The organism is Sphingobacterium sp. GW821-FHT03E03, assembly GCF_059420745.1.
In genome coordinates, this window is the sequence record NZ_JBWKUH010000005.1 from 266,666 (window position 1) to 289,579 (window position 22,914).

19 protein-coding genes are annotated in these 22,914 nt (G+C 40.3%); 9 read left to right on the forward strand and 10 right to left on the reverse strand.

Going from position 1 to position 22,914, the window contains the following annotated elements; all coding sequences use genetic code 11:
* Positions 1 to 16: 16 nt before the first annotated feature.
* Positions 17 to 619 (reverse strand): TetR/AcrR family transcriptional regulator, encoded by a 603-nt coding sequence (locus AC07UV_RS08955; protein WP_495183432.1) that lies wholly within the window; start codon positions 617 to 619, stop codon positions 17 to 19.
* Between the two features lie 241 nt (positions 620 to 860).
* Between AC07UV_RS08955 and AC07UV_RS08960 the strand changes: the two genes are divergently transcribed.
* Together AC07UV_RS08960 and AC07UV_RS08965 are read left to right on the forward strand one after the other, a co-directional pair.
* Positions 861 to 1,040: a hypothetical protein gene (locus tag AC07UV_RS08960; protein ID WP_495183433.1), complete on the forward strand. Its 180-nt coding sequence runs from the start codon at positions 861 to 863 to the stop codon at positions 1,038 to 1,040.
* A gap of 148 nt (positions 1,041 to 1,188) precedes the next feature.
* Positions 1,189 to 1,584, forward strand: a complete 396-nt coding sequence (locus AC07UV_RS08965) for a hypothetical protein (protein WP_495183434.1) — start codon at positions 1,189 to 1,191, stop codon at positions 1,582 to 1,584.
* A gap of 71 nt (positions 1,585 to 1,655) precedes the next feature.
* Here AC07UV_RS08965 and AC07UV_RS08970 read toward each other — a convergent pair whose 3' ends face one another.
* The 4 genes from AC07UV_RS08970 to porL all read right to left on the reverse strand — a co-directional run bounded on the left by AC07UV_RS08970 (position 1,656) and on the right by porL (position 6,114).
* Complete coding sequence (locus tag AC07UV_RS08970; protein ID WP_495183435.1) at positions 1,656 to 2,825, reverse strand: homing endonuclease associated repeat-containing protein; 1,170 nt, start codon at positions 2,823 to 2,825, stop codon at positions 1,656 to 1,658.
* Between the two features lie 16 nt (positions 2,826 to 2,841).
* Positions 2,842 to 3,510, reverse strand: a complete 669-nt coding sequence (locus AC07UV_RS08975; RefSeq protein WP_495183436.1) for a helix-turn-helix domain-containing protein — start codon at positions 3,508 to 3,510, stop codon at positions 2,842 to 2,844.
* Positions 3,511 to 3,735: 225 nt separating this feature from the next.
* Entirely contained in the window at positions 3,736 to 5,271 is a 1,536-nt protein-coding gene (porM, locus tag AC07UV_RS08980) for a type IX secretion system motor protein PorM/GldM (RefSeq protein ID WP_495183437.1), read from the reverse strand.
* Positions 5,272 to 5,301: 30 nt separating this feature from the next.
* Complete coding sequence (porL, locus tag AC07UV_RS08985) at positions 5,302 to 6,114, reverse strand: type IX secretion system motor protein PorL/GldL (RefSeq protein ID WP_495183438.1); 813 nt, start codon at positions 6,112 to 6,114, stop codon at positions 5,302 to 5,304.
* A gap of 392 nt (positions 6,115 to 6,506) precedes the next feature.
* Here porL and AC07UV_RS08990 point away from each other — a divergent pair, with 392 nt between their 5' ends.
* Positions 6,507 to 7,574 carry an endonuclease/exonuclease/phosphatase family protein gene (locus AC07UV_RS08990; protein ID WP_495183439.1) on the forward strand — a complete coding sequence of 356 codons (1,068 nt, stop codon included), beginning with the start codon at positions 6,507 to 6,509 and terminating at the stop codon, positions 7,572 to 7,574.
* 28 nt (positions 7,575 to 7,602) lie between these two features.
* Here AC07UV_RS08990 and AC07UV_RS08995 read toward each other — a convergent pair whose 3' ends face one another.
* Both AC07UV_RS08995 and AC07UV_RS09000 read right to left on the reverse strand, forming a co-directional pair.
* Positions 7,603 to 8,385, reverse strand: a complete 783-nt coding sequence (locus tag AC07UV_RS08995) for a DUF4249 domain-containing protein (RefSeq protein ID WP_495183440.1) — start codon at positions 8,383 to 8,385, stop codon at positions 7,603 to 7,605.
* Positions 8,386 to 8,390: 5 nt separating this feature from the next.
* Complete coding sequence (locus tag AC07UV_RS09000; RefSeq protein WP_495183441.1) at positions 8,391 to 10,715, reverse strand: TonB-dependent receptor; 2,325 nt, start codon at positions 10,713 to 10,715, stop codon at positions 8,391 to 8,393.
* Between the two features lie 298 nt (positions 10,716 to 11,013).
* Here AC07UV_RS09000 and AC07UV_RS09005 point away from each other — a divergent pair, with 298 nt between their 5' ends.
* The 3 genes from AC07UV_RS09005 to AC07UV_RS09015 are packed head-to-tail and all read left to right on the forward strand — an operon-like array spanning position 11,014 to position 14,175.
* Positions 11,014 to 12,141, forward strand: coding sequence for an acyltransferase family protein (locus AC07UV_RS09005; RefSeq protein WP_495183442.1), 1,128 nt, complete (start codon positions 11,014 to 11,016; stop codon positions 12,139 to 12,141).
* A gap of 9 nt (positions 12,142 to 12,150) precedes the next feature.
* Positions 12,151 to 13,329, forward strand: coding sequence for a C1 family peptidase (locus AC07UV_RS09010; RefSeq protein WP_495183443.1), 1,179 nt, complete (start codon positions 12,151 to 12,153; stop codon positions 13,327 to 13,329).
* A 57-nt stretch (positions 13,330 to 13,386) separates the two neighbouring features.
* A complete protein-coding gene (locus tag AC07UV_RS09015) occupies positions 13,387 to 14,175 on the forward strand; it encodes an HAEPLYID family protein (RefSeq protein ID WP_495183444.1) in 789 nt (262 codons plus the stop codon).
* 360 nt (positions 14,176 to 14,535) lie between these two features.
* Here AC07UV_RS09015 and AC07UV_RS09020 read toward each other — a convergent pair whose 3' ends face one another.
* Together AC07UV_RS09020 and AC07UV_RS09025 are read right to left on the reverse strand one after the other, a co-directional pair.
* Complete coding sequence (locus AC07UV_RS09020) at positions 14,536 to 16,338, reverse strand: hypothetical protein (RefSeq protein ID WP_495183445.1); 1,803 nt, start codon at positions 16,336 to 16,338, stop codon at positions 14,536 to 14,538.
* Positions 16,339 to 16,394: 56 nt separating this feature from the next.
* Complete coding sequence (locus tag AC07UV_RS09025) at positions 16,395 to 16,559, reverse strand: hypothetical protein (RefSeq protein ID WP_495183446.1); 165 nt, start codon at positions 16,557 to 16,559, stop codon at positions 16,395 to 16,397.
* A gap of 1,172 nt (positions 16,560 to 17,731) precedes the next feature.
* On the opposite strand from AC07UV_RS09025, the gene AC07UV_RS09030 reads away from it, so the two are divergent.
* A complete protein-coding gene (locus AC07UV_RS09030) occupies positions 17,732 to 17,905 on the forward strand; it encodes a hypothetical protein (protein ID WP_495183447.1) in 174 nt (57 codons plus the stop codon).
* Between the two features lie 45 nt (positions 17,906 to 17,950).
* Positions 17,951 to 19,534 carry a hypothetical protein gene (locus AC07UV_RS09035; RefSeq protein ID WP_495183448.1) on the forward strand — a complete coding sequence of 528 codons (1,584 nt, stop codon included), beginning with the start codon at positions 17,951 to 17,953 and terminating at the stop codon, positions 19,532 to 19,534.
* 171 nt (positions 19,535 to 19,705) lie between these two features.
* On the opposite strand, the gene AC07UV_RS09040 is transcribed toward AC07UV_RS09035, so the two are convergent.
* Positions 19,706 to 20,503 (reverse strand): tyrosine-protein phosphatase, encoded by a 798-nt coding sequence (locus tag AC07UV_RS09040; protein WP_495183449.1) that lies wholly within the window; start codon positions 20,501 to 20,503, stop codon positions 19,706 to 19,708.
* Positions 20,504 to 20,892: 389 nt separating this feature from the next.
* Between AC07UV_RS09040 and AC07UV_RS09045 the strand changes: the two genes are divergently transcribed.
* Positions 20,893 to 22,869 carry a polysaccharide biosynthesis protein gene (locus tag AC07UV_RS09045; protein ID WP_495183450.1) on the forward strand — a complete coding sequence of 659 codons (1,977 nt, stop codon included), beginning with the start codon at positions 20,893 to 20,895 and terminating at the stop codon, positions 22,867 to 22,869.
* The last annotated feature ends 45 nt before the right edge of the window (positions 22,870 to 22,914 follow it).

A 22,914-nucleotide genomic window follows, 5' to 3' on the forward strand; every position in this document is an offset into this window, starting at 1 on the left:
AGTAAGGGGGATATTGCTATCCGGCAGGCTCCTCGACTGAGTTATAGGCCCACCCTAAAATGTTCTTGATCGAAGCTCTGATCCTGTTCAATCCCTCTGGGGTGGAGATGTCTATTTCACAGACGGTACTTTTTGTATGTGCAGCATGAAGAACAATATAATAGATTCCTGCAACCAGAATAGTGACAACAGCCCTGAGGTCGAGGTCCTTGCCTTGAAGTTCTTTATCTGCAAAGGCAAAGAATAGGGCACTCATCTTTTCCCGTTCCTGTGAAATCTCAGACATGAGTGCAGATTCCTCGCAGATCTGCCAGGCCAAAATCTTTTGCATTTCTGTATTGGTAAGAAAATCGTCAAACTGATTTAATAATAAAGATTCCAAAAAACCTCTTGACCCTACCTCGGGTGCATTCCCAAAATATCCCACAGCGTTCGTTGTCGCAGTAAGCCAATAGTCTTTGCCCCTGATGTAAGTTTCAACCAGCTTGTCTAGTGTGCCGAAGTATAAGCCAATGAGCTTGCGGTCAACACCTGCCTCTTTTGAAATATTGGCAATGGTGAGACCAGGATAACCTTTTTCTTCAAGTACTTTGCCAACGGAAGTAATTAACTTCCCCATGGTTCGTTCTTTATTATTTTTTTCTCCCTGATATTTTTTTCTCGACTGTTGTTTATCGGTCATAATACTGCTTGAAATCGAAAGATTTAAAGATTAATATCAAATATAAAAAAATTAACTTAGCATACAGCTAATTAGTTAAAGAGTTGTGAGGTATTTAAACGATTGGTTACAAAAAATGCTACATATAATGTTGAGATACAGTACCCATACAATGCTTTACAAGAGATGAAAGCATTGTATGGGTACGGCTACGATCCTTTATCTCGGTGCCATTTTCACACGGGAATATGCAACAGTAAAAGGCATACCTATCGAAACAGCTGAATTTGCCGTACATGTGGAAACACAGGAGATTGAACGCAATGTGGCAGCGGTCCCACCGGCTCCACTTGGACCTGATACAAATGTATTGCTATAAATAATTTGGTATGCAGTACTGTATTTGTACGGGTGATGTGTATTTATACTTCTTTTGTTTCAATTGATACGGATCTTATTTTGCACCTGGGGTAATGGCATAAAGTTTGGATTTAACCTATCGATTTTTAATAAAAAACACATTAACGATGAGAAAATTTATTCAGACATTGGGACTAGGGATGCTTATCTTGACAGCAGTAATCAGCTTCATTTCATGCAGCAAAGATGATGACCCGGCAGACAACAATCTTTTTATCGGCAAATACGAAGGGAAGATTGCGTTTGACGATCTAAAGGATAATAGTAAAGATGTACCTTCTGCCGACGGAAGCATTACCGTAACGAAAACTGGCAATACCTATAATTTTGCTTTCGGCAATAGTATTCCTAATCTCAATGGCGTTGATTTTGAGGAGAAGGATAACGTGCTGATCAATATAGGCTCGGCCGGTACCGGAGTGATCCGTATTGATGCAGGCAAATTAACAATCGGTTACACCAAAGATGACAAAGTGTGGACAGTTAATTGTCAGCGTAAATAACAGCAATTTATTGAATCTTTTGAGCCATTGCCACAGGGGAATGGCTCTTTCTTTTTTGGTCATCACCTCAATTAATTTCTTTTGGCGTAACGAGGCTTCTTCAATATATTACGCAGTTCCTCTTCGGTGTACCGCTTATTGCCGCTTTGGAGCAGTTTGAATCCACAGACAAGCCGCAGTCCATTCATCGAAAAAAAACGAAGTTCATATATATCCCTGGAGTAACCGGTAAGCTCCATCAGTTTGCTGCGTGGCATTCCGTTTGGATAACCATGTTCGATGCTTTTGGATTTATAGCGTTCCGCAAGCTGCTTTTTGCTGAGCTTGCAGCGCTCACGCGTACTATAAGCCGGCTTTTGGCCGAAAGATTCGATCAAGCGATTTAAGCGCTGGCCGGTTTTCCAGACCATCGCCCCGGCAGTGACGCCCATTTTGGCTTCCAGCTCTTTGGTGGTAGGTGTTCTACCGAGTTCCTTGGCTAAGCTGAGGTAATAATCTTTGATGCTAAACTTGGTAACGGGTATTTTAGTCCCGGCGAGATAACATAGGTTGTTCCAGCCAAATTTTTCTTTCAGATACCAAACCGAGGGATAATTTTCGGGCTTTAACCGTTTGTAGTCTTTATAATATTTGATACGGTGCTTTTTGATCAGCTTGATCACTTTCTCTTTGGCTTCAGCTTCCGTCATCGTTGTAACCCGAAAGTGAGGTTTTAACTTGGCATACTCCAGTACATCAGCCCAGCTGTCGACTTTAAAATGTTTGTAATAGGATAATGAATTATAGAGCCCATTCTTTTTGGTACAATCCGATATGTTGGGTGAGCGCCCATGTTTAAGGTAAAATTTGACCAGTGAATTTTTTAGTTTCCCAATGGAAGAAATTCTGCGGTCATTGGGGGCAAATCCGGCTGCTGCAATAAACTTGTTCCAGGATCCGAAAATTTTATTTATACTGGATGATTTTGCAGAAAATTCCCTGCGCATTGGAATCCGACCGTTAATTTTATAAAAGTCGTTTACCAATGCCAGTAGTTCAGCTGTAATCTCTTCTTTGGACCTGTTTATATTGGGCTTTAATCCGGCCGCAAGAATAAAGTTATTCCAGGAACCAAAATAGCGACGTGCAATTGTATTGATATTTTCCATCTCCCGGCGGATCGGGGTTCTGCCATGCTTGCTGTGAAATTCACGCACTATAGAAAACGCATCGGCAATAATATCTTCTTGTGTTTGTTTCAAATTATTTCACCTCCTCCTACGCCAGAATGCTATTGCGGATCCAATTGTAACCAAAGATTTTCTCAGGATCTTTTAAGAGGTCTTTTTCATTCTTGAAATAGATCCATATACGTTTTTGTCTATGATAACCTATACCATAGTCCCAGGGTGTTTGATGTTTCTTGATAAATCCTTTCGCTATACATTGTTGTAGTATCGCTTTGAGCCTTTCTGGTGTAGTGTTTATATCGTAATCGACCGAGAAATCTACAACCATTTGAAACAGGGTCCTTGGGCGTAAAAAGTAGTCGGATGTACGGGTGATATTGGTAATTTGATCGCGATACTCTTTATTCTTTTCACTTTTTTCTTGCTTTGCGAGACGGATGACTTCCGCTGCATTATCTGACGGTTTTTTGAATTTATTCAGTTTTATAGGAGAGGTTATGGGTGGTTGTTGTCCCTTTAAACTTAACTTTTTGTTAAAATCACAGAAATCATGGAAATTGATTGATAAGGCTGTGCAGATTTTTAGGATCGATTCCAGTGTAATGGGAATGCCGCCGGCCTGATAACCCCGCAAAGATCGGATATTGATACCAGAAGTGCTGGCGAACTCCTGGATAGGAAGTTTTGTCAAACGCAAAATCTCATCGATACGACGTGATACTGACTTTGAAAGTTCGTTTTTCGGTTTCTTTCCCATAATAATATGCTTGAACTAGGTTTGTTTTAAAGCAAGATAGAATAGCTATTAATATAAAGATAATATCTTTTCTTGAATTTGAGGTATTTATAACATCTTTGTTGCTCTGACAGTGTACGTTTAGGTCTAAAGCGATGGATTCGCTACTATCGGTAGGCATGGATTTAAAAAAAAGCCTGTTCTACTAAAAGAACAGGCCTAATGTATAAATGTAGGGGTGATTTACTAATTTGCGGTCAATGCGACTGCATTAAGCTGTCTGGATGTCCCATCGGGGCCAACTGCTACGATATTATCAAAGATAACACGAGTGCCTGGTACAATGCCATTTAATGCTGATGACATACTGGAGCTTAATTGTCCACCCGAGGTGGAAAGGACAATCGCGTCAGCACGTGGCTTGGCGAGGATCATCGTGAACTTGGTGACCTTGAAGGATGCATCAAAGTCAAAGTTATCCAGTTTCGCAAACAGTGCATTTTGTGCTTTCAGCGCTACTGTTGCCATAGATCCACCGGTTTTACCTGCAAATTTGGCAATTGGATCCGGGATTCTTTTGACACGGAATTCGGTTGAACTCAAAGTCTGTGTTTTACCAGGAGCGACTTCAGCCGATACCGAGATGCGAGCTGTGCCCGGCGAACTTACCCGCACATTATATTTACCTCCACCTGCGCTAGATATGCTGCCACCGCTCATGCTTACCCGTACTTTATCTGTAGGCGTGCCTGGAGCTGAAACCGAAATTGGATTATTGACACCGATATACAGCACATTCATTTTATCTGGTGATACAACGGCCGAAGGACGTGCCACCTGATAGGTCTGCTGTGGCGTCCGGTATTCTTTATAGGAACCATCAGTCTGTTTAACTTTAATTACCCCGGTCCAGCTAAAAATACCCTCCCGATTTGTCGGTACGGAGTATACGCCCTTACCGTCAACAATCTGTAGGGACGAGCCATTGACAGAGATCGCTGGTTCGGACTTGGAATCGGATGCGGTTAAAAAGACTTCGGCTTTGTAGGGTTGTCCCTGTACGAGGTACGAGGTAGGCGCCACGGCTACAGCTGCAAACTTGTCCAGATTGACCACTGCCTGATCCATTTTACCTAAGATAATCTTAACAATATCTGACTCTGCATTTTGTGCATCCGTTTGGATTTTTGTCAGAATAGTCATTGCTGCTGTAAGCGGCGTGCCACTGCCAAAATTAATTTCTTCCCATGATTTTTTGCCATTCACCGATTTCTCAGGATTCTTGGCTTCCAGTGAAAAGGAAACCATTTTCTGTTCTTCTGGTGTTAGCAATGCCAATAACTTGGCACGGGTGTCATTGATTTTGTCTTTGAGGACGGTTCCTTTTTTCTCATTGATCATCAGATTGGGCGAAATGTCCTCATTTTCCCGTTTGACAAGATCTCCTTTTTCTTCATCATAACCACCGCCCTGTTTGACAAATTCTTCTTTTAGGGATAGAATATATTTATCCAATTCGCCAATAATGGCTTGTGCCTTTTTAGCTTTATCGTAAATAGGCTTGGCACGTGCCGGTTCTTCTTTTAACTTGGTATTTTCAAATGCAGCGAACAGCTGTTGTACAGCTGTATTGACATTTGACTTAGATGTTTCGAGACTGTTGTTGATATTTTTGAACGCATCCAAGATCGAATCTGGTACATTGAGTGCCAATAAAGCAAGCAAGACCAGATAAAGGATGCCAATCATCCGCTGTCTTGGCGTTTCTCTTCCTAATGCCATTTTTTCTAATTTAAGTAATACAAGGGTAAATTATACGCGCGGCTGGTTCATGGCACTAAGCATATTGCCATAAATGGCATTTAACGCATTCAGATTTTTCGCCAGTTTGCCTACTTCTTCTTTAAAGGCTTTGGAGTCATCCAGTGATTCGTTGAAGTTTTGCATGGTATAGCTTAAGTTCTCATAAAACTTATTCATGGATTGCAAATGAGATGCTGAGTCGCGGAGTTCACGCTCGTACATGGCATTCAGCTGACCGAGGTTGCTGGTCAGATTTTTGACCTGATCGTGGTAATTTGCTGTATCACCGGAGGTGTTGGACATGGCCACGAGGTTTTCCGACGCTTTTTCGAAGGCTAAGCTCAGGTGGTCAAATTTTGATGTAGCTGTGCGCAGCTTTTGTGTAAACTCTTCGGTTGCCAATGACACGTCAGATAGTTTGTTGATAGCGGATACCTTCTCACTGAAGTCACGCAATCCACGGCCCAAGTTTTCGATACTTGCCTGCTCAATATGGGCATCTGCAAACATTTTGTCCAATGCTGCTGTTGCCGATGGTCCTGCCGGCTGTGCTACAACTGCTTTGCCACGTACAGGAAGCTCACCATTGAAATTATCGTCCAATTCAGGATAGACACGGCTCCAGTCTGGTTCTGGCGCTGGGGGATTGAAACCCATTAAAAAGAAAAGTAGCGCCTCAACCCCGAGCCCGATACCGATCATATAGTTGGCAGTGCTGCCGCCGATATGGAGAATCTTGAACAGTACCCCAATGATGACGATACTTGCGCCCCAGGATATAGCTACATTTAGCCATCTTGAATTGTCTTTTTTCTTGCTCATAGTTTTTATGTGTGTATTTGGTCTAATTTTTTTGATAGTTTTATTTGACTTTATCTGTATAAAACGGTTTTGTCTATTTAATAGTATATCGTGTTGACGATGGGACTTCCATTTAGTGTTGATTATTTGATAGATCTGCTTGTTTCAAAAAATATACCAAAGATCCCGGTAAGTCTAAATTTTACTTTCTTGTTCGGCTCATTTGAGGTTGGACATAGTCATTTTCTCAAAATAAAATAAACGTTCGTTGGTCCCAATAGTTATACTGATAATAATTAGATCTAGGATGATAGAAAAATTGTAACTTTTCTTGTGGGATCTTTCTATCGATTAGGAGATAGGGGGAAAGTCTTACTCAAACAATATCTTTGTGAAATAATTTTGAAATCAATATGCAGATTTTATTTCTTGTTTTATCAGGACTCTTGATTATCCTTAGCTTGCTGCCGTTTATCCGTTGCCAGCACTGGGTCTTTCGTGTGGCTGAATTTATTAAATTGCAGCTGCTGGTTTTTCAGGTGCCCGTATTGGCCTGGGGCTTTTATCTGGTGACGGAATCGCCCTGGATATGGAGCATCCAGATCGCGCAGGCAATATTGATTGGCTATCATGTATTTATCCTGGTGCGTTATACTAAATTTTGGCGTAAGGATAAATACGAGAAGGGAAAAGATGCTTCGGATAGCATCAAGCTGATTTCCTGCAATGTGCTGCAATTCAATATAGAGTACGATCGTTTTATCGATTTGATTCGGAAAGAACAACCCAAGATCTTCCTGACCATGGAAAGTGATGCGGAATGGGAAAAGAGCTTGAAAGTGTTGGAATCAGACTATCCGAATGTTGTCAAGGTAACGCTAGACAATACCTATGGTATGCATTTTTATACCAAGCTGAAAGTCAATAAAAGTAAGGTTCACTATTTTGTTGCAGATGATATTCCAAGTATTGAAGCCGAATTGGAAACTGAGGATGGCCATCGCTTTGTCTTTTTTGCGGTACATCCACCACCACCAAGTCCTACAGAGGAGGAAAACTCCAAAGAACGGGATGGCGATCTGCTCAGTGTGGCAAAAAAGGTACGTGATTATAAAATGCCCGTAGTAGTTACGGGGGACTTTAACAATGTGGCTTGGGCGAGATCCTCAGTGCTGTTTAAGAAAACCAGCAAGCTGATCGATGCACGTATAGGACGTGGGATCTTATCTACTTTCCACGCCAATTATTGGTTTTTCCGGGTACCCTTGGATCTGTTATTCCATAGTCCCAATGTATTTATAGATAAATTGTTTATCTATCCTTCTATTGGATCTGACCATTTTCCGATGGGCTGTACTTTTTTCATTGACCGTTATTCAGACGAACAGGCAGAAGATATCGAGCACCTCGAACAAGGAGAAATGGATGAAGTAAACGAGCTTATCGTCGAAGGTCGTAAAGAAGAAAGCGATAATCGGTAGTAAATTTTTTTTTCGGACAGCGCTTTGATTACTGCCCGATCTTTAATTGATATTCTTTTACTGACGCGACGGAAAAGTAGCCCAATGCATTGTTGGAAATATTGGATTTTGGGTTGCTGGGTGCGGCATTGCTAAGGTTATTATTTTGGTATTCGTTCCAATATTGATAAGTTTTTTCGTCAACACAATAGCGACGAACAATCACACCATCGCCGGGTACTAAGTTTGTCCCTAAGTCAGAGATGTAATGTGTCACTTTCAATCCATCGTTGAACTGGTCAGATTGTGCATTGGCAAAGCGAAAGGGGCCATCATTGATCGATAATGTATAGCTATAATAATTGGAAACTTTGGCTGGATCTTTAAAAGTCAGTGTTGCAAAAAAATAGGTTTTACCAGTGAGACTTTTTTCTGAAATGCCAGTGGAGTCCACGGCGACATAGGCTGGCATCTGGCAGCTTGAGCTGTATTGCTGCTTTTGGACAGCAACATTCAACGTATAGATCCGGCCGGCAACGGGCTTAAAGTTGCTATGGATATAATAGCCGTCTTTCTCATATTGAAAAGAGTAGTGCCTATTCTCGTTGTCTTTGACTGATACCGTTGCTCCCTTGATCCCGGAAGTATTGATCGGATCGTCAAATCCCACAGAATGTGAAATGCGGATCCGCTGAACTGAACTGGCATCGGATAGTTGGGCATCGATGACAACGCGAGCTGCAGCTTTATTGAGATCAAGGTCCATTTTTTCCTCACAGGAGTAAATCAGCAGCAACAGACCGGATAGGGTAAAAGATTGTCTAACATGCATGGTGTTTAAAATTTAAAATTCCAAGTGACGGATGGAATAATTCCGAATAAAACAATTTTGTAAGCTTCTGTCAGATTTGGGTTAGTCTTAGCCTCCCGAAAGTCGATGGTATAAGCATTTTTTCGATTGTAGGCATTATATACACCAATCGTCCAGCTCGAATGAAAACGTTTGTTAGTTGTGTGTGGATCATAGGTTGCTGACAAGTCAAGGCGGTGATAGTCGGGCATACGATAGCCATTTCGCGCGGTATAGTAGAATATGGATTTGCCGTTGATAAGGTATTTCCCGCTGGGAAATGTAACGGCATTTCCGGTATTGAAAACAAATGTTCCGCTGAGTGTCCAGCTATTGGAAAGCGCATAATTCGCTACAACGGCGAGATCGTGTGTACGATCCTGGCGTGCATTGAACCATTTCCCTTCATTGATCCCGTTAAATTTACGACGGCTTTTGGATAGAGTATAGCTGATCCATCCCTTTAGACGGCCGCTGTTCTTGCGCAGGTAGCCCTCCAGGCCATACGCACGCCCGACACCAAAGAGCAACTCCCCTTCGAAATAGGTATTGGCCTGTAAGGTAGCTCCATTGCGTACATCAATCTGATTACCAAGCCTTTTATAGTAAGCCTCGACCGAAAAGTTATATTGCTTGTTCCTAAAAGTACGAAAGTATCCCAAGACAGCCTGGTCCACACGTTGCGGCTTGATGTTGGGACTGCTGAGTACATACTGATCGGTGGGTAGACTTGCCGTGGTATTGGTCAGTTGATGTAGGTTCTGCACAATACGGTTGTAGGAGACTTTTAAGCTGCTTTGTTCATTCAGTACAAGACTGGCTGATATGCGTGGTTCCAGATTGATATAATGTTTAGCAATCCGGCTGTTATCACGTTTTTCGGAAACAGGCTTTCCGTTTTTGTCAAATTGATAGAAAGTCCTTTTGCCTAGCACTATAAAATCATGGACATGGACACCATACTGTAGGGACAGGTCGGTTGTAGGTTTCCATTCATGAGAGATATATCCCCCTAGATCAATCCCGCGCTGGTTTTCAATGGTGGTTGGATTGACTGATTGATTTTTATCGGAGGAGAGATTGGCTGGCTTGATGGATTGCGCCAATGCACCTACCCCAAGCCGGATGGTATTATTGGCATTCGCATAATAGGAAAAATCCTGCTTTGCATGCGCGTTTCGGATTTTGGAGGCGACCTGAAAGTCAATCTGTTGGCTGGAAACCCCAGCCTGATAGTTAAACCCACTGTAAATAAGGGATGTGTTACTGGATATTTTATCATTAAACTGATGGTTCAACCGGGCCGTTGCAGTGCTGTTCCCCCAAGCAATATGAAATAGGTCGCTGTACTTTAATTTGTCTTTGCCATGATAGCCCGATAAGTATAGGCTGGTTCTCTTGCCCAGATTAATACTAAGCTTGGCATTCAAATCATAAAAATACAGACTATTGTTATCCATATCTTTACTTTTTGCCAGTTTTAAAAATGAATCTGCATAGGATCGGCGGGCGCTGAATAAAAAAGAACTCTTATCTTGTGTGAGTGGTCCCTCAAGTTTGATCCGGGAAGCAATAATCCCAAGCCCGCCTTCACCGGAGAACTGTTTTTTGTTACCATCCAACATGGAAATGTCTAATACAGAAGAAATCCGTCCGCCAAACTGGGCCGGTATGCCACCTTTGTAGAGTTGCACATCCTTGATTGCATCGGAATTAAAGATGGAGAAAAAACCAAACAGATGCGAAGCATTATAAACTGTAGCCTGATCAAGCAGAATCAAGTTCTGTCCACCATCGCTACCACGTACATGAAAATTGGTCGAGCCTTCACCTCCACTTTGTACCCCCGGCAAGAGTTGTATGGTTTTTAAGAGGTCTTTTTCACCAAAAAGAACGGGGACATCCTTAATATCTTTCATGGTGAGATGGACTGTACTCATGTGTGGATCATCGACCGATTCACCCTTCTCTTTGGCGGATACCAGCACCTCATCCATTCGATTGGCAAAGGGCTTCAGTTCAAAATTTCTTTCACGGGATTGGAATAGTTCAATAGTAATTACTTGTTGTTGGTAGCCGACGTAACTGATCGCAAACCGATGTGTTCGCTGAGGTAGTTTTATGCTGTAATGCCCCAGTAGGTCTGAGGTGGCACCTATGCTGTCATTGACTGGGATAATGAAAGCGCCATTAAGAGGCTTTCCGGTACTTGCATCACGAACGATGCCGCTTAGTACAGCTTCTTGTGCTGAGACAATGAAAGGGGATAGTACAAGAGAAATGGGAATAAAATACTGAATTATTGGGCGCATTTTTAGCTCTTATCTGAATTGATTTGTATACAATAGAAAATGGAATGATGTATTAACCCTTTATTAATATTTGTTGTGATAGTTTATGTTAAGCTGGCGGCATAATGTCTCCTATTTTAGTTCGGTTTAGTTATTATGTAACGCTTTTGGTACATTGAATATTGTCCCAGATGTCTTATTTAAGCTCCTGTTCTGCTTGCATTGTATATGTTCAAATTGGGTGAATCAAAGGAGATAATGGATATTTAATTAGAAATGTGTAATTTAAGGGCACCAAAACGTAATTTAAATCTAACTAATGGGTAAAGATTATCTTTATAAAATGTCTGGCGATGAACTGCAGTCAAAGACTATTGATTTTTTACGCTTCCCTTTGATTGTGGGGGTGGTATTTATCCATACGGATTTTTCGGATATTGTGATGGCCGGTGTAAAGCAGATCAGTTTTGCTAGTTATCCTATTTTTTCGCACATCTTTTTCTTATTCTCCAAAGTTATTTTCGAGGTCTGTGTACCGCTTTTCTTTTTTATTTCGGGCTTTTTATTCTTCTATAAAACAGCGACGTTTTCCATCGAGATTTATCTTCAAAAATTAAAAAAACGTGTTCGATCGCTTTTGATTCCTTATATTTTCTGGAACCTGTTGGTCATCTTATTTCTTTTGCTTGCGCAAACGTTTTTATCGGGAAGCTTGGTTTCTGGTAGAAACAAATTAATAACAGATTATAGCTTGTTGGATTGGCTTTGGTCCTTTTGGGATACTTCACAAGTAAATCCACATGTGAATAAATCCTTACCCATTAACTCTCCCTTTTGGTTTATTCGTGATTTGATGGTCGTGGTGCTGTTTTCTCCAATAATCTTTATACTCATTAAAAAGCTGAAAACTTATGCTGTGATTATAATGGGACTGCTTTGGATTTTTAATCCTTTTTTTTATTTGCCAGGGCTGAGTGCAGTTTCGTTCTTTTTCTTCACTGCAGGGGCGTATTTTAGTATCAACAATAAAAACTTTGTCAGTGGTATGCGACCGATGCTACCAATTGTCTTGCCATTGTATATCCTGCTTGTCGCGGCACAGCTATTTTTCCTAGGGTCAAGGTGGTGGGTTGACTTGTATTGTGCCGGAATTATCATAGGTCTTATTACGACTGTGTCCATAGCAGCTCATTTTATAGGAAAAGAAAGCTGGCGGACAAACACCTTCTTGGCCAATAGCAGCTTTTTTATTTTTGCCTACCATCGATTACCTTTGGTTTTTATTATCAAATTTTTATTTAAGGTACTCAAGCCACAGTCTGAGGGATTATTGCTGTTCTTATACTTGGCATGCCCCACGATTATAATTGTATTGGGTTTGGTAATTTATAGTTTATTAAAGCAGTTCTGGCCCCGGTTTACAGCAATGATCAGTGGCGGACGTTAATGGGGAATTATGAAAAAGTATAAAAGGCTAATCATTATTATTCTTGTTTTGATTATTGGAGCATTGCTTGCGACATTTATTCGTAAAATGCTCAATAAAAATAAATACAAGCGAATCAAAACTGAGTATGTATTTACGGATGTCATCAACCTGGGATGCACTTCGGTCAAGCAACAAGGAGCATCAAATACCTGTTGGTCCTACACTGGCAATTCATTTTTGGAGTCGGAGATGATCCGTATGGGAAAAGAACCTGTTGAAATTTCTCAGGTCTTTACTGCTCGAAAGGCTTATTTGGATAAAGCACATAATTTCGTACGTCTCCATGGTGGACTGACAATGGGTGAAGGCGGACAACTACATGACGTATTGAATGTATTCCGTAAATATGGCGCGATGCCTAGATCAGCCTATGCTGGTCTGCCTGGTAATCATAGCTACAATGATTTCAGAGAGATGACGCCTCTATTAAATGCAATGCTCAAAGTATTGGTCAAGAGTAGACCCTTGACTCCCAATTGGGAACAAGCCTATGCTGCCACACTTGATACACATCTAGGGGTAGTGCCCGAAAAATTCGACTATAAAGGAAAGGTGTATACGGCACGCACATTTGCAGATCAGGTGATCGGGATTGACCCGGACGATTATATTGGCTTTGCTTCTGTAACAGATCAACCTTACTATAAGCCTTTTGTGCTATTGGTACCGGATAATTGGTCATTTGATAGTTTTTATAATCTGCCCATGGGGGGGCTAACGAGCATTATTGATAGGGCGTTGCAACAAGGCTATACGGTTGCATGGACGACAGATGTTTCTGAAAAGGGATTCTCCTGGCAGTACGGTATTGCTTACGTTCCTGAAAAACCATTTGACAAGATGTCTGACAACGAAAAGAAAACCATGTTCGTAAAACCAAGTACTGAGAAGAAGATTACGGCCGAAGAGAGGCAACAAGCTTTCGACAACTGGGCTACCACCGATGATCACGCGATGCATATAGTCGGACTTGCCAAGGATCAGCATGGAAAAGAGTATTACCTTGTTAAAAATTCCTGGGGTAAAGCCAATGATTTTAAAGGATATATGTATGTCACTAAGGAATTTGTCAATTATAAAACCATCACGTTAATGCTGAATAAAGGAGCGCTTGATCCATCCTTACGAGCGAGGCTAAAGATCTGATAAGATAGCAGCTATACATTCCCAATTGTTTCCATAATTCATTGGGAGGTTTGTTGTATGAAAAACAACAACACAATCATACAATTTTCTGGAGCTTTCCTGATGGGCTGGATGCTACTGGGGACAACGGATGCGCAAGCGCAACAAGGGCGATCTATACCTGATAAAGTACATCATGCTGAACCCTTATATAATGATCTTGTTCGTGATTTGGGTGCAAGGAAGGGCGAGAAGGAGTTTAATGTTGGTGCAGATATCAAAAAAATGGGCAAGGCAGATGAATATGGCTATTTGGCTGAATATGAGTTTGCGCCCATAGATCGATTGGGGCTGGAAGTAGAGACAGACTTTGCCTATACAAAAAGTAAAATGGCCGATGTTTCCTCGGGCAATAAACTCGAAAGGTTAAGGTTGTCCTCACAATATTCCTTCTATGTTTCGAAGAAACAGGCAACAACATTAGCTGTTGGCTATACGCAGATTTTTAACTTCGCGGACTGTGGCACTACATTTAATCCTTTTTTTGTGGCCGCTAAAAGTTGGCATTCAAACTGGCATACCTTGATCTATACAGGTCCGGAGATTGCTTATCATTATAAATCAGGTAAGACGGGAATGAATTGGCAGATCAATACCTCCTTCCATTATGCATTGCCACAAACAGACCATTTTATTGGACTTGAAGTCAATCAGGAAGTTGCGTCGGGCAGTTTGGAGACGACACTTCGACCACAAGTAAAACTTGGCCTAAATGATAAATTAGCCGTCGGTATGGCTGTCGGTTTTCCAGTAGGAGGAAAAGAAAATGCGATCAGTTCATTTTTTAGATTGATTTATCAGCTTTAAAATATAAATCTATCTTTAAGAGAATGTCGAGTATGCTAGACTGGATTTAAGTTAATTTTTTGTAGAGCGCGATAAGTGATTTGAAGTGTATTTAAAGTGTTGATTATTAGTTTGTTGAAAATAAATGGGACGAACGCCTTCGTCCCATTCTATCCATTAATATTATCAAGTCGAACGCAAAAAAAATGACTTGACGGCCCAAATGTAGAAAATATTGTTGGAACTTATTGTGTGGCATTTGAAGATATTTATGTTAAAAATTGTGAAAAAAATTTGTAGGGAGTTGGCCATAATAAAAAAAGGCGGCCAGGTAATACCTAGCCGCCTTCTGATATGAGGTGTTAAAAATACCTTATTATTTTAGTTTGCGCGTATGCAGCGAACGTTTTTAAAGGTTGAGCTTAATACATTTAAACCTAAAAGGTCAACATTCGATAAAAGTTCTGCTGTACCTTGGGCTCCTTTGAAATTTACGCCAAGGAGTGTTGTTTTGTTTGCTGCATGGTAGCCCCATCCGCCAATTCCGACTAGTCCTAATAGATTAACGCCCTGTTCATTTGTCCAGTACGCAGTTTCTCTTCCGTAGCTGGTTCCTAAGTTCAAGTTCACTAACCCATTTGATCCGAAGTCAGTCAATACATTGACGTTGTTAATTTGACCATTGTGATAGAATCGAAGTACGTTTGATTCCGCACCGAATGCAGCATTACCGCCACCTCCGTTTGCAGCAGCAAGAGGATATTGAATATAATTCGAGCCAAGACCAGTTGCACTAGGTGCTGGTGCAGAAACTAGCATTTGTAAAATATTACCTAAAATATTGGTCAATAAGCCATCACTAGTAGTGTATGCTGAAAAATTAGTATGCGCTGGTTGCTTCCAAAGACCTTGTGGATAAACTAGTGCACAAGGGTCTTGTGGTGGCGTGCTGCTTGATACAAATTTACGTGGAATTGCACTTCCGAAAGCGAAATAACCTCTGCCGTCTGTCTGCACGGTTTGTGTATTGGTGCCGTAGAATCTGTAAGGATTGTGGCCATTATTAACGCTCGGGTCATAATATAGATTTGATCTAGCCCATTTTGTGCTATTAAGACTGGAAGTCAAAGGTGACTCCACAATATTTGCTAACAAACGGTGGCTTTTGCCCAATTCTGGAGTAATGTTAAATGAAATATTAATTGGTGCTGTAGAACCAAACGTGCGATTCACATTATCAACGTGGGTAACGGCTAAGTTTGATACAGATACGACAATATTGTTTAACGTTGATGTACCTGCTGTATAAGCATATGCAATCTTAGCATCGGAATACGCCGGATCTATATTTGTAAAGCTTGACCAGTTAATCGTTGGTGTAAATGTCGTTGCTGCAGGTGTAAGTGCGCCTGTTGCCACATTCAGTGTTCCGGTTCTCAATGTCAAACCAGAAACAGATACTGTACCTGAGTTCATTGGACCAAAGACACCCATAGAATTTAATTCAATCGCTAAACGGGAGAATACATGGTTAAACGTGATTGGCAAGGAAACATCGGATCCTGGCGCACTTGGAATAGTAACATTGCCAGATGCATACAATACGTCTTTATTTTCAGGTAGCACTAAAGAAGGGCTGCCAGTTGTAATCGTTGGGATAGCGTCTTGGTTATTGTAAGACAAAGCAACCCATTTGTAGGTTTGTCCGGCGCTTACAGGGACTGTAACAGTAGTTCCTCCGACCGTAAATTGTTGTGATGAAAGTACCTGACTACCATCCGCTGAAAGTAAGTACAGACGGTAGATAACACCGCTTGGTAACGCTGCTGCACGTAAACTGTTATTGGCTGCAGCTGCTTGACCTGAACCGATATTTTTTACCGTAATGCCTGATGCGGCTGTGAAAGGTACATTGTTGTCTACTGCAGTTACTACGTCAACATCTGCATAAGACTTTACGTTGAGTTTAGTCTTGCCAGTAGTTGATGAAGCTTGTTTTACGGAACTGTCTGAACCTTCGTTTATTCCATTAATGGATAACACTAGGTTTGTTCCTTCATGCTGATCTGTCTGTTCAACAGGGGCATTTTTGTCTTTGGAACAGCTCGTCGCGAGCATTCCAGAAGTGGCTAATATAACAGTAGCGACAATCCAATTAGCCTTCTTAATTGTTAAAAAGTTCATAAATTTCTTGAAATTGTTAATTTAAAATACTCTTGTCAGATTTTCTTGGCTAATGGTTATCCTTCTCCGTTACCAACACCACCCGTTCCTTCGGTTGGGTCGTTGACATCTGGAGATCCACCTGGGGTTACACCTGAACCTGCAGCAATGCCTTGCTCAAGCTCTACAACGTGCTCCTTAATGGACGGAGCAACGTACATTTTTTTTGCGTTCTTATTCATGATAATATTATTTGGATAATCCATGCTATTGCTAGCATGGGGTTTAAAATTTAATGGACAATTTAATTCTTCATTGTTAAAAATTAAAAATTAACATTTTGATAAGCTGCTTGTCTCTGCGTACAGACAAGTGTTGTTGTTGTCGCTGTGTCAATTTTGTTATAATATTCCTGTTAATGCTATTATAAATTTATATATGTCTACTACTTTTTTCTAGTTTGGCTAAAACACTGTATGCTTTCGAATTGTAATATTACGACTAAATATCAACTTGTGCAAAAAAAATATTGTAAATTATTTTCTAACATAAAATTCATTTGATATTTAAAGATGTCTCCTTTCCATCGCTTTATTGTTTACTTTTTTTTGCATAACTGTCATTTAATGTGAAATAGAGATGTATTTTAAATACTTTTTTATTGTATTATATGACTGAAATACTTTGCTTGAACAAAGTTGTTTGCCTTTTGTTTTAAATTTGAATAAAATTTTTTTGGTAAATTTTTGTTTTATAATTAATGTGTTTGAACAGTTACTTTCTTAATAGGCTGTATTTATACGTATACGTCAGTTGTTGCTTTATTTCTGTATTATATTGTATGTTTTTAATATCGATAATCAATTTCCTAATAATATTCACTTGTTTTTGAAATAAATATTTGTCATTATATCTCTTTTAAGATTTATTGAAAAACAGCAATAACGGTTTGTGTTTATTGTTTTAGAGAAATATATATCTATTTATGTTTTTTGTTTTTAGCATTGTTTTGTGTTTTTGTTTTCATAATAATTAATGTGTTTATGCAATCAATGGATTTTTGACTCCAGATTTTAGCTCAATGATAGACCTCACACTTTAGTTCTTTCTAAAAATTAACGAACACTCTTTTTGATGGCCATGTTTTCGTGAATCTGACCTTAATTCTCATGGAAATGTCATGTAAAAGGCCTGTTTTAGGCTGACTTGTAGTATCTTAGTTACAGGAAAATAAACATCAACCGAATTCCTTTGGCTCCTTTCGAATATTATCTACTTTCGTGCAACTTCTGATTTGGGAGTGTCATATTATTCTATACTAAAGGTCTTGTTATTAGTTAGATAACGTCTTTTTTGTGGTGTGTATAAATTACACAAACATAAATTGCTTTAGAACATTTTAAAAATATAAGAAATGAAAACGAACAATGAAAACTTGGCTAACCTAGATGGCCGTCTTCCTTATGAAGCTCCTTGCATGAACGTACAAAATGTCGCACTGGAATATAGCATTGCTGCTGGTTCTGTAAACAGTTCGGTAACCGAATCTTGGCAGACTGAAACGCAGACGCAAGAAATCGATTGGTAGTATATAAGGTGGTTTAATTAATTAGTGATATAAACAATCATTTTCATGAATAAGTTTACAATAAAATTTGGTTTTGCTTCTATCTTAGCATGTGCATTATTTATCTCTTCATGTAGTAAGGAGAATAATAACATGATCATTCCAGATGGACCGACCGTACGTTTAAATATAGGAGAGGCCTTTGCAGCGGCAGGTCCGGTAAAAGCGGCTTCAGTTGGCCGTGCCTATGCTTCGGCAACACAAACAGTAGAAATTCCATTTGACAATCAATATACATTGGTAGCGACCTTGACAGCTGAAACCTCAACAGCACAGGGCTTAAAAGCATCTAACCGGGCGGCTACCGTTTCAACTGGTACTGATCAGAAAGCATTGAAACAAGGGACTGTCTATTATGTTGCAATTTTTGATGCGGCAGGTGACTATAAGGAAACAAAAACTTTTACGCAGGGAAACAGTGGACAGGATTTTGCGATTGACAAAGGAAAATATACTTTCGTAATCTATGCGTCTGGTACAAACAAGACATTGCCTTCCATTGCCGCTGGAGCGAAGTTGAGCACCGTGAATTTCGCTGGTCTAACTGCTGATAAGGACTTTATGTTGGATCAGGTTGATTTTGAGGTCAAAGATGGACAGAATCTATTGAATGCCGATCTAGCGCATTTGTTTACACAAGTAACACTGAAATTTGATGCTTCCCAGTTGGGCTCAGTAAGCAGTATTGCGGGCGCGACAATTGCTCCTTCCAATGCAGCGGTTGATGTTGCGCTTACAAGCGGTGCATTGACCTTTACAGGGGCTGCAAATCCCGTAGCTTTCAATCTTAAAAATACAACCGGAAAAGTTATCAATTCAGATTCTACTTTTATCACAACGGCTGCAACAGCAAACGGTACAATTGTATTGTCTGGTGTTTCGATTGCCGGAAGTGCTGCAAAGAACTTGACAAAAGCGGGCTGGAATCTTAAACCGGGCGTAAAATATCAACTGGACATTACCTTGAAGAAACCGTTTGAAGTGAATATCGGTGATGAAGTCTGGGCTTTAGGAAACTTGACCTATACTACGGATGGTAATGGTAATCCAGTGTATGGATTTGCCAAAACAAATGATACTTATGGTAACTATTGGTTCAACGGCTATGTAAAACCGAAGGTTTTTAATGTCAATAATCAACGTCCGAGCAGAGATATTAATAGTGTGGATGGAGATCCTTGTGCATTGGTGCTACCGGCGAATACCTGGAGGCTTCCAACAGCTGCGGAAATCAACCAATTGATCAACAACACAAATAGCGGCGGCAAAGATAATCCACATGATGTCAATGCATGGGCACCGGCTCGTTATGTGGATACATACGATGGTACAGCTGCTACCAATTTGGGGATGTTCTTTGGTAAACAGGGTAATCCCGGCGCTGATCGCTATAAATTCCTTTACTTACCTTATGGGGGATCTTACAATGATAATAACTCGGGTGATGGAATGGGAACGCAAGGATTATATTTATTGGCTGGTAATCAACGTCTTCAAATGACGGGTGCAAAGGGAGATAGTGGTTGGTCTATTAATGTAGGACCTGCGGAGGCAAATTATGCATATCAAGTGCGCTGTGTAAGAAAATAGTTCTTCACCTAAACATTGTAAAGATAATTTACTTGGATAATAAGTTTAATGGAGGCGCATTCCCCTAATCAGGGAATGCGTTTTTTTATGCTATTTTCTTCATTTCGTATTATCTGTTGTTCGCTATATCATTTGACCTGTCTTGAATAGAAAATAGGACAGTCCGATTATTTAGCCAGCTATTCCCTGGGATTTATTGCTGTCCAGATGATCCAACAGGGTCTGATTTAAAATAGGGGAGGTTTTTAGCATATCGCGGACGGGATATTTTTCGGCTATATTCTTGATGGCTTCAAGATGTCGCTCATGGTGTAGGTCCGTGCCAACAAAATCATACATGCCCGACTTGAGTAATGTCATGGCGATTGCTTTACTATCCACACCATAATAGCGGCTAAGTGATAATAAGTTCAACTGCAATAGACAACCTGCATCCTTGATCTGTTTGTAAATATTGAAATTTCCATGATAATAGTTGTATCGCTCAGGATGTGCAAGGATAGGTTTGTAGCCAAGTTTCTGGATCTCTAAAATAGTGTGAAAAAGTGCTTTGGATTCGGATAGGTAGGACATCTCGATCAGGACATAACCACCGGGCATCACACAGAGTTCATCCTGTTTAATAAGTGAGGTCAGACCATCATCGATGATGTGTTCGGCCGCAGCAAAAATATCGGCTCCGTTGCCATTCTCTTTCAACCCTTGAACAAGAGCAGTCTGCGCTCCCTCGATAGTTGACTTGGTGTTTGGATGTACACCCGCCATAATATGGGGAGTACAGATGAACTTCTTTAAACCCAAACGCTGTAATTCTTGAATATATGCAATAGAATTTTTTACAGATGTACTGCCGTCATCTATTCCGGGTAACAGGTGGTTGTGCATGTCCACTTCCAGAAATTCCAGCTGAGCCAGGGGCCGGATGGATGAAGGCTTTTTATTTTTAAACAAATTGGTTAAAAAATTCATAATATATAATTCAGCTATATGGTTTTGTCTGTCTTACAGGATGTTTTACAAACAATATGCCAATTTTGGTGTTCATTAAAAAGGATAAAATATGAACAAGGGAGAATCTTATTGAACAACAGTAAATGTTGGTTGCCTTTTGTTCGTGATTTTTAACTTTTATCATTGTTTGTAATATTTTCGGTATAATAGTTGCTTAGTCCACGATGATATGGAGATGGGTATATGGCGCCTGTCATTATCGATATTTTAGTAAAAAGACCAAATGATTGTCAAATTTTAAGTATCTTGGTCATCCTTTACAAAATTGAAATAAGCCATATGCGTTGTGCTAACTCCATAAAAGGAATACGACGGTAAAATAAATAAACTAAAACGTGAAGAAAGCTATGATGGGATCTCTATGGGATTTAAGAAAACGGTTACGGAAGGATAATCCTCGATGGGTCATTTTGCTGATCGATATGTGGTTTGTATTCGCAAGTTATGTGTTTTCAAATTATGTAGTAAATAATTTCAAGGGTGTCTTTGATGTAGCACTTATGTTGAAGAAGCTTATACTGGTTTTGCCTGTGTATTTTGTGCTATTTTTGTGCTATAACACTTATAGAGGTATCGTACGTCAAACAGGCATCCGGGACACCATTAAAATCTTTAAGACTGTTGCATCTGCATATGTTATATTGATGCTGTTAACTCTGGTCGTTAAAGCTGTTGTGGAAAAGGAGACAATAGCGGGAGATTACCTTCGTCTTTCCTATGGTGTCTTAACCATGCAGGCCTGTATCCTTCTTGTAATTATGGTCGGCGCACGCGTGGTATACCGAACGATTTTTGAGTATTTATTCTTACCCGCACGAAAAGGTGAAAATGTATTGATTTTTGGAGCTTCGCGTCCGGGACTAGTGTCTTTCTCCTTGCTGAAGGAAGATCCCCGAATCAAGTATCAAGTTGTCGCCTTTGTAGAAGATAAAGTCTCACGTATTGGCAAACGTCTTGCAGGTTTGAAAATCAAAGATATTACTGAAATTACCAAGGAATATATCAGCAAACATGAAATCACACAGGTGATCATTGCGGTGGAAAACAATGACCCTGAGCGGTTGGAATATGTATCAGACTGGTTTCAAAATATCGGGCTTGAACTCAAAATCATGCCACCTGCCCGCATCCTGCTCAATTCTGGCGCTAAACGGGAGATCAGACCGCTGAAGATAGAGGATTTGCTTGGACGTAAGCCTATTAAACTGGATCATCCAGAAATCGAGGAGGAGATGAAGGGCAAGGTGATTCTGGTCACTGGTGCCGCAGGTTCCATTGGCTCGGAGTTGGCACGTCAAATTGCAAGGCGTTATTATAAAAAATTAATTCTATTGGATCAAGCGGAATCCGCCTTGTACGATATCCAGCAGTCGATAAAAGCAACACAGCCCGAGCATTTGCATTGTGTCGTCGGTGATGTGCGCAATTATGCTTTTATGCAAAATATATTTGCGCAGTATAAACCGGATCTGGTATTTCATGCTGCGGCGTACAAACATGTGCCATTGATGGAAGCAAATCCTTATGAATCCATCCAGACAAATGTACTTGGAAGTAAAAATGTCGCCGATCTTTGTATGGCCTTTGGCGCTAAGAAAATGGTCATGGTTTCGACAGATAAGGCAGTCAACCCTACGAATGTGATGGGAGCAACCAAACGGATGGCGGAAATCTATGTGAGTAGCTGTAGCGGCAGGTCGGAAACGAGCTTTATCATTACACGATTTGGTAATGTTCTCGGTTCTAACGGTTCGGTAATCCCACTTTTTGAGAAACAAATGGCAAATGGTGGTCCATTGACCTTGACACATCCTGAAATTACACGTTTTTTTATGACCATTCCTGAGGCCTGCCAGTTGGTACAGGAAGCTGGTGTGATGGGAAAAGGTGGTGAGATATTTGTCTTTGATATGGGCAAATCGGTTAAAATAATGGATCTTGCCAAACGGATGATCAAGCTGAAAGGTTACCGCTATCCAGAAGATATAGATATCAAAATTGTTGGTTTGCGTCCCGGAGAGAAGATCTTTGAAGAACTTTTGGCCAATAATGAAAATACGGTGAAAACGCATCATCCGAAAATTATGATTGCAAAAGTAAAACACGATGAATTGATACTGAAAGCCGAACGGATAAATGCTGTTTGTCAGCAAATTATTGATGGTGATAGACAGTTGCCGGATTTTATGACTTTGGTTGCCGCAATGAAACAAATAGTCCCTGAATTTAAATCTCAGAATTCTGTGTACGAAGCATTGGATAACAACGAAGCTCATGAATTCATGGACGAGGTCCCGGTATATTCGCTTATAAAAAAGATTTAAAAGTAACACAAAAGAATATAGCCATATCTATATACAAATGTCCCA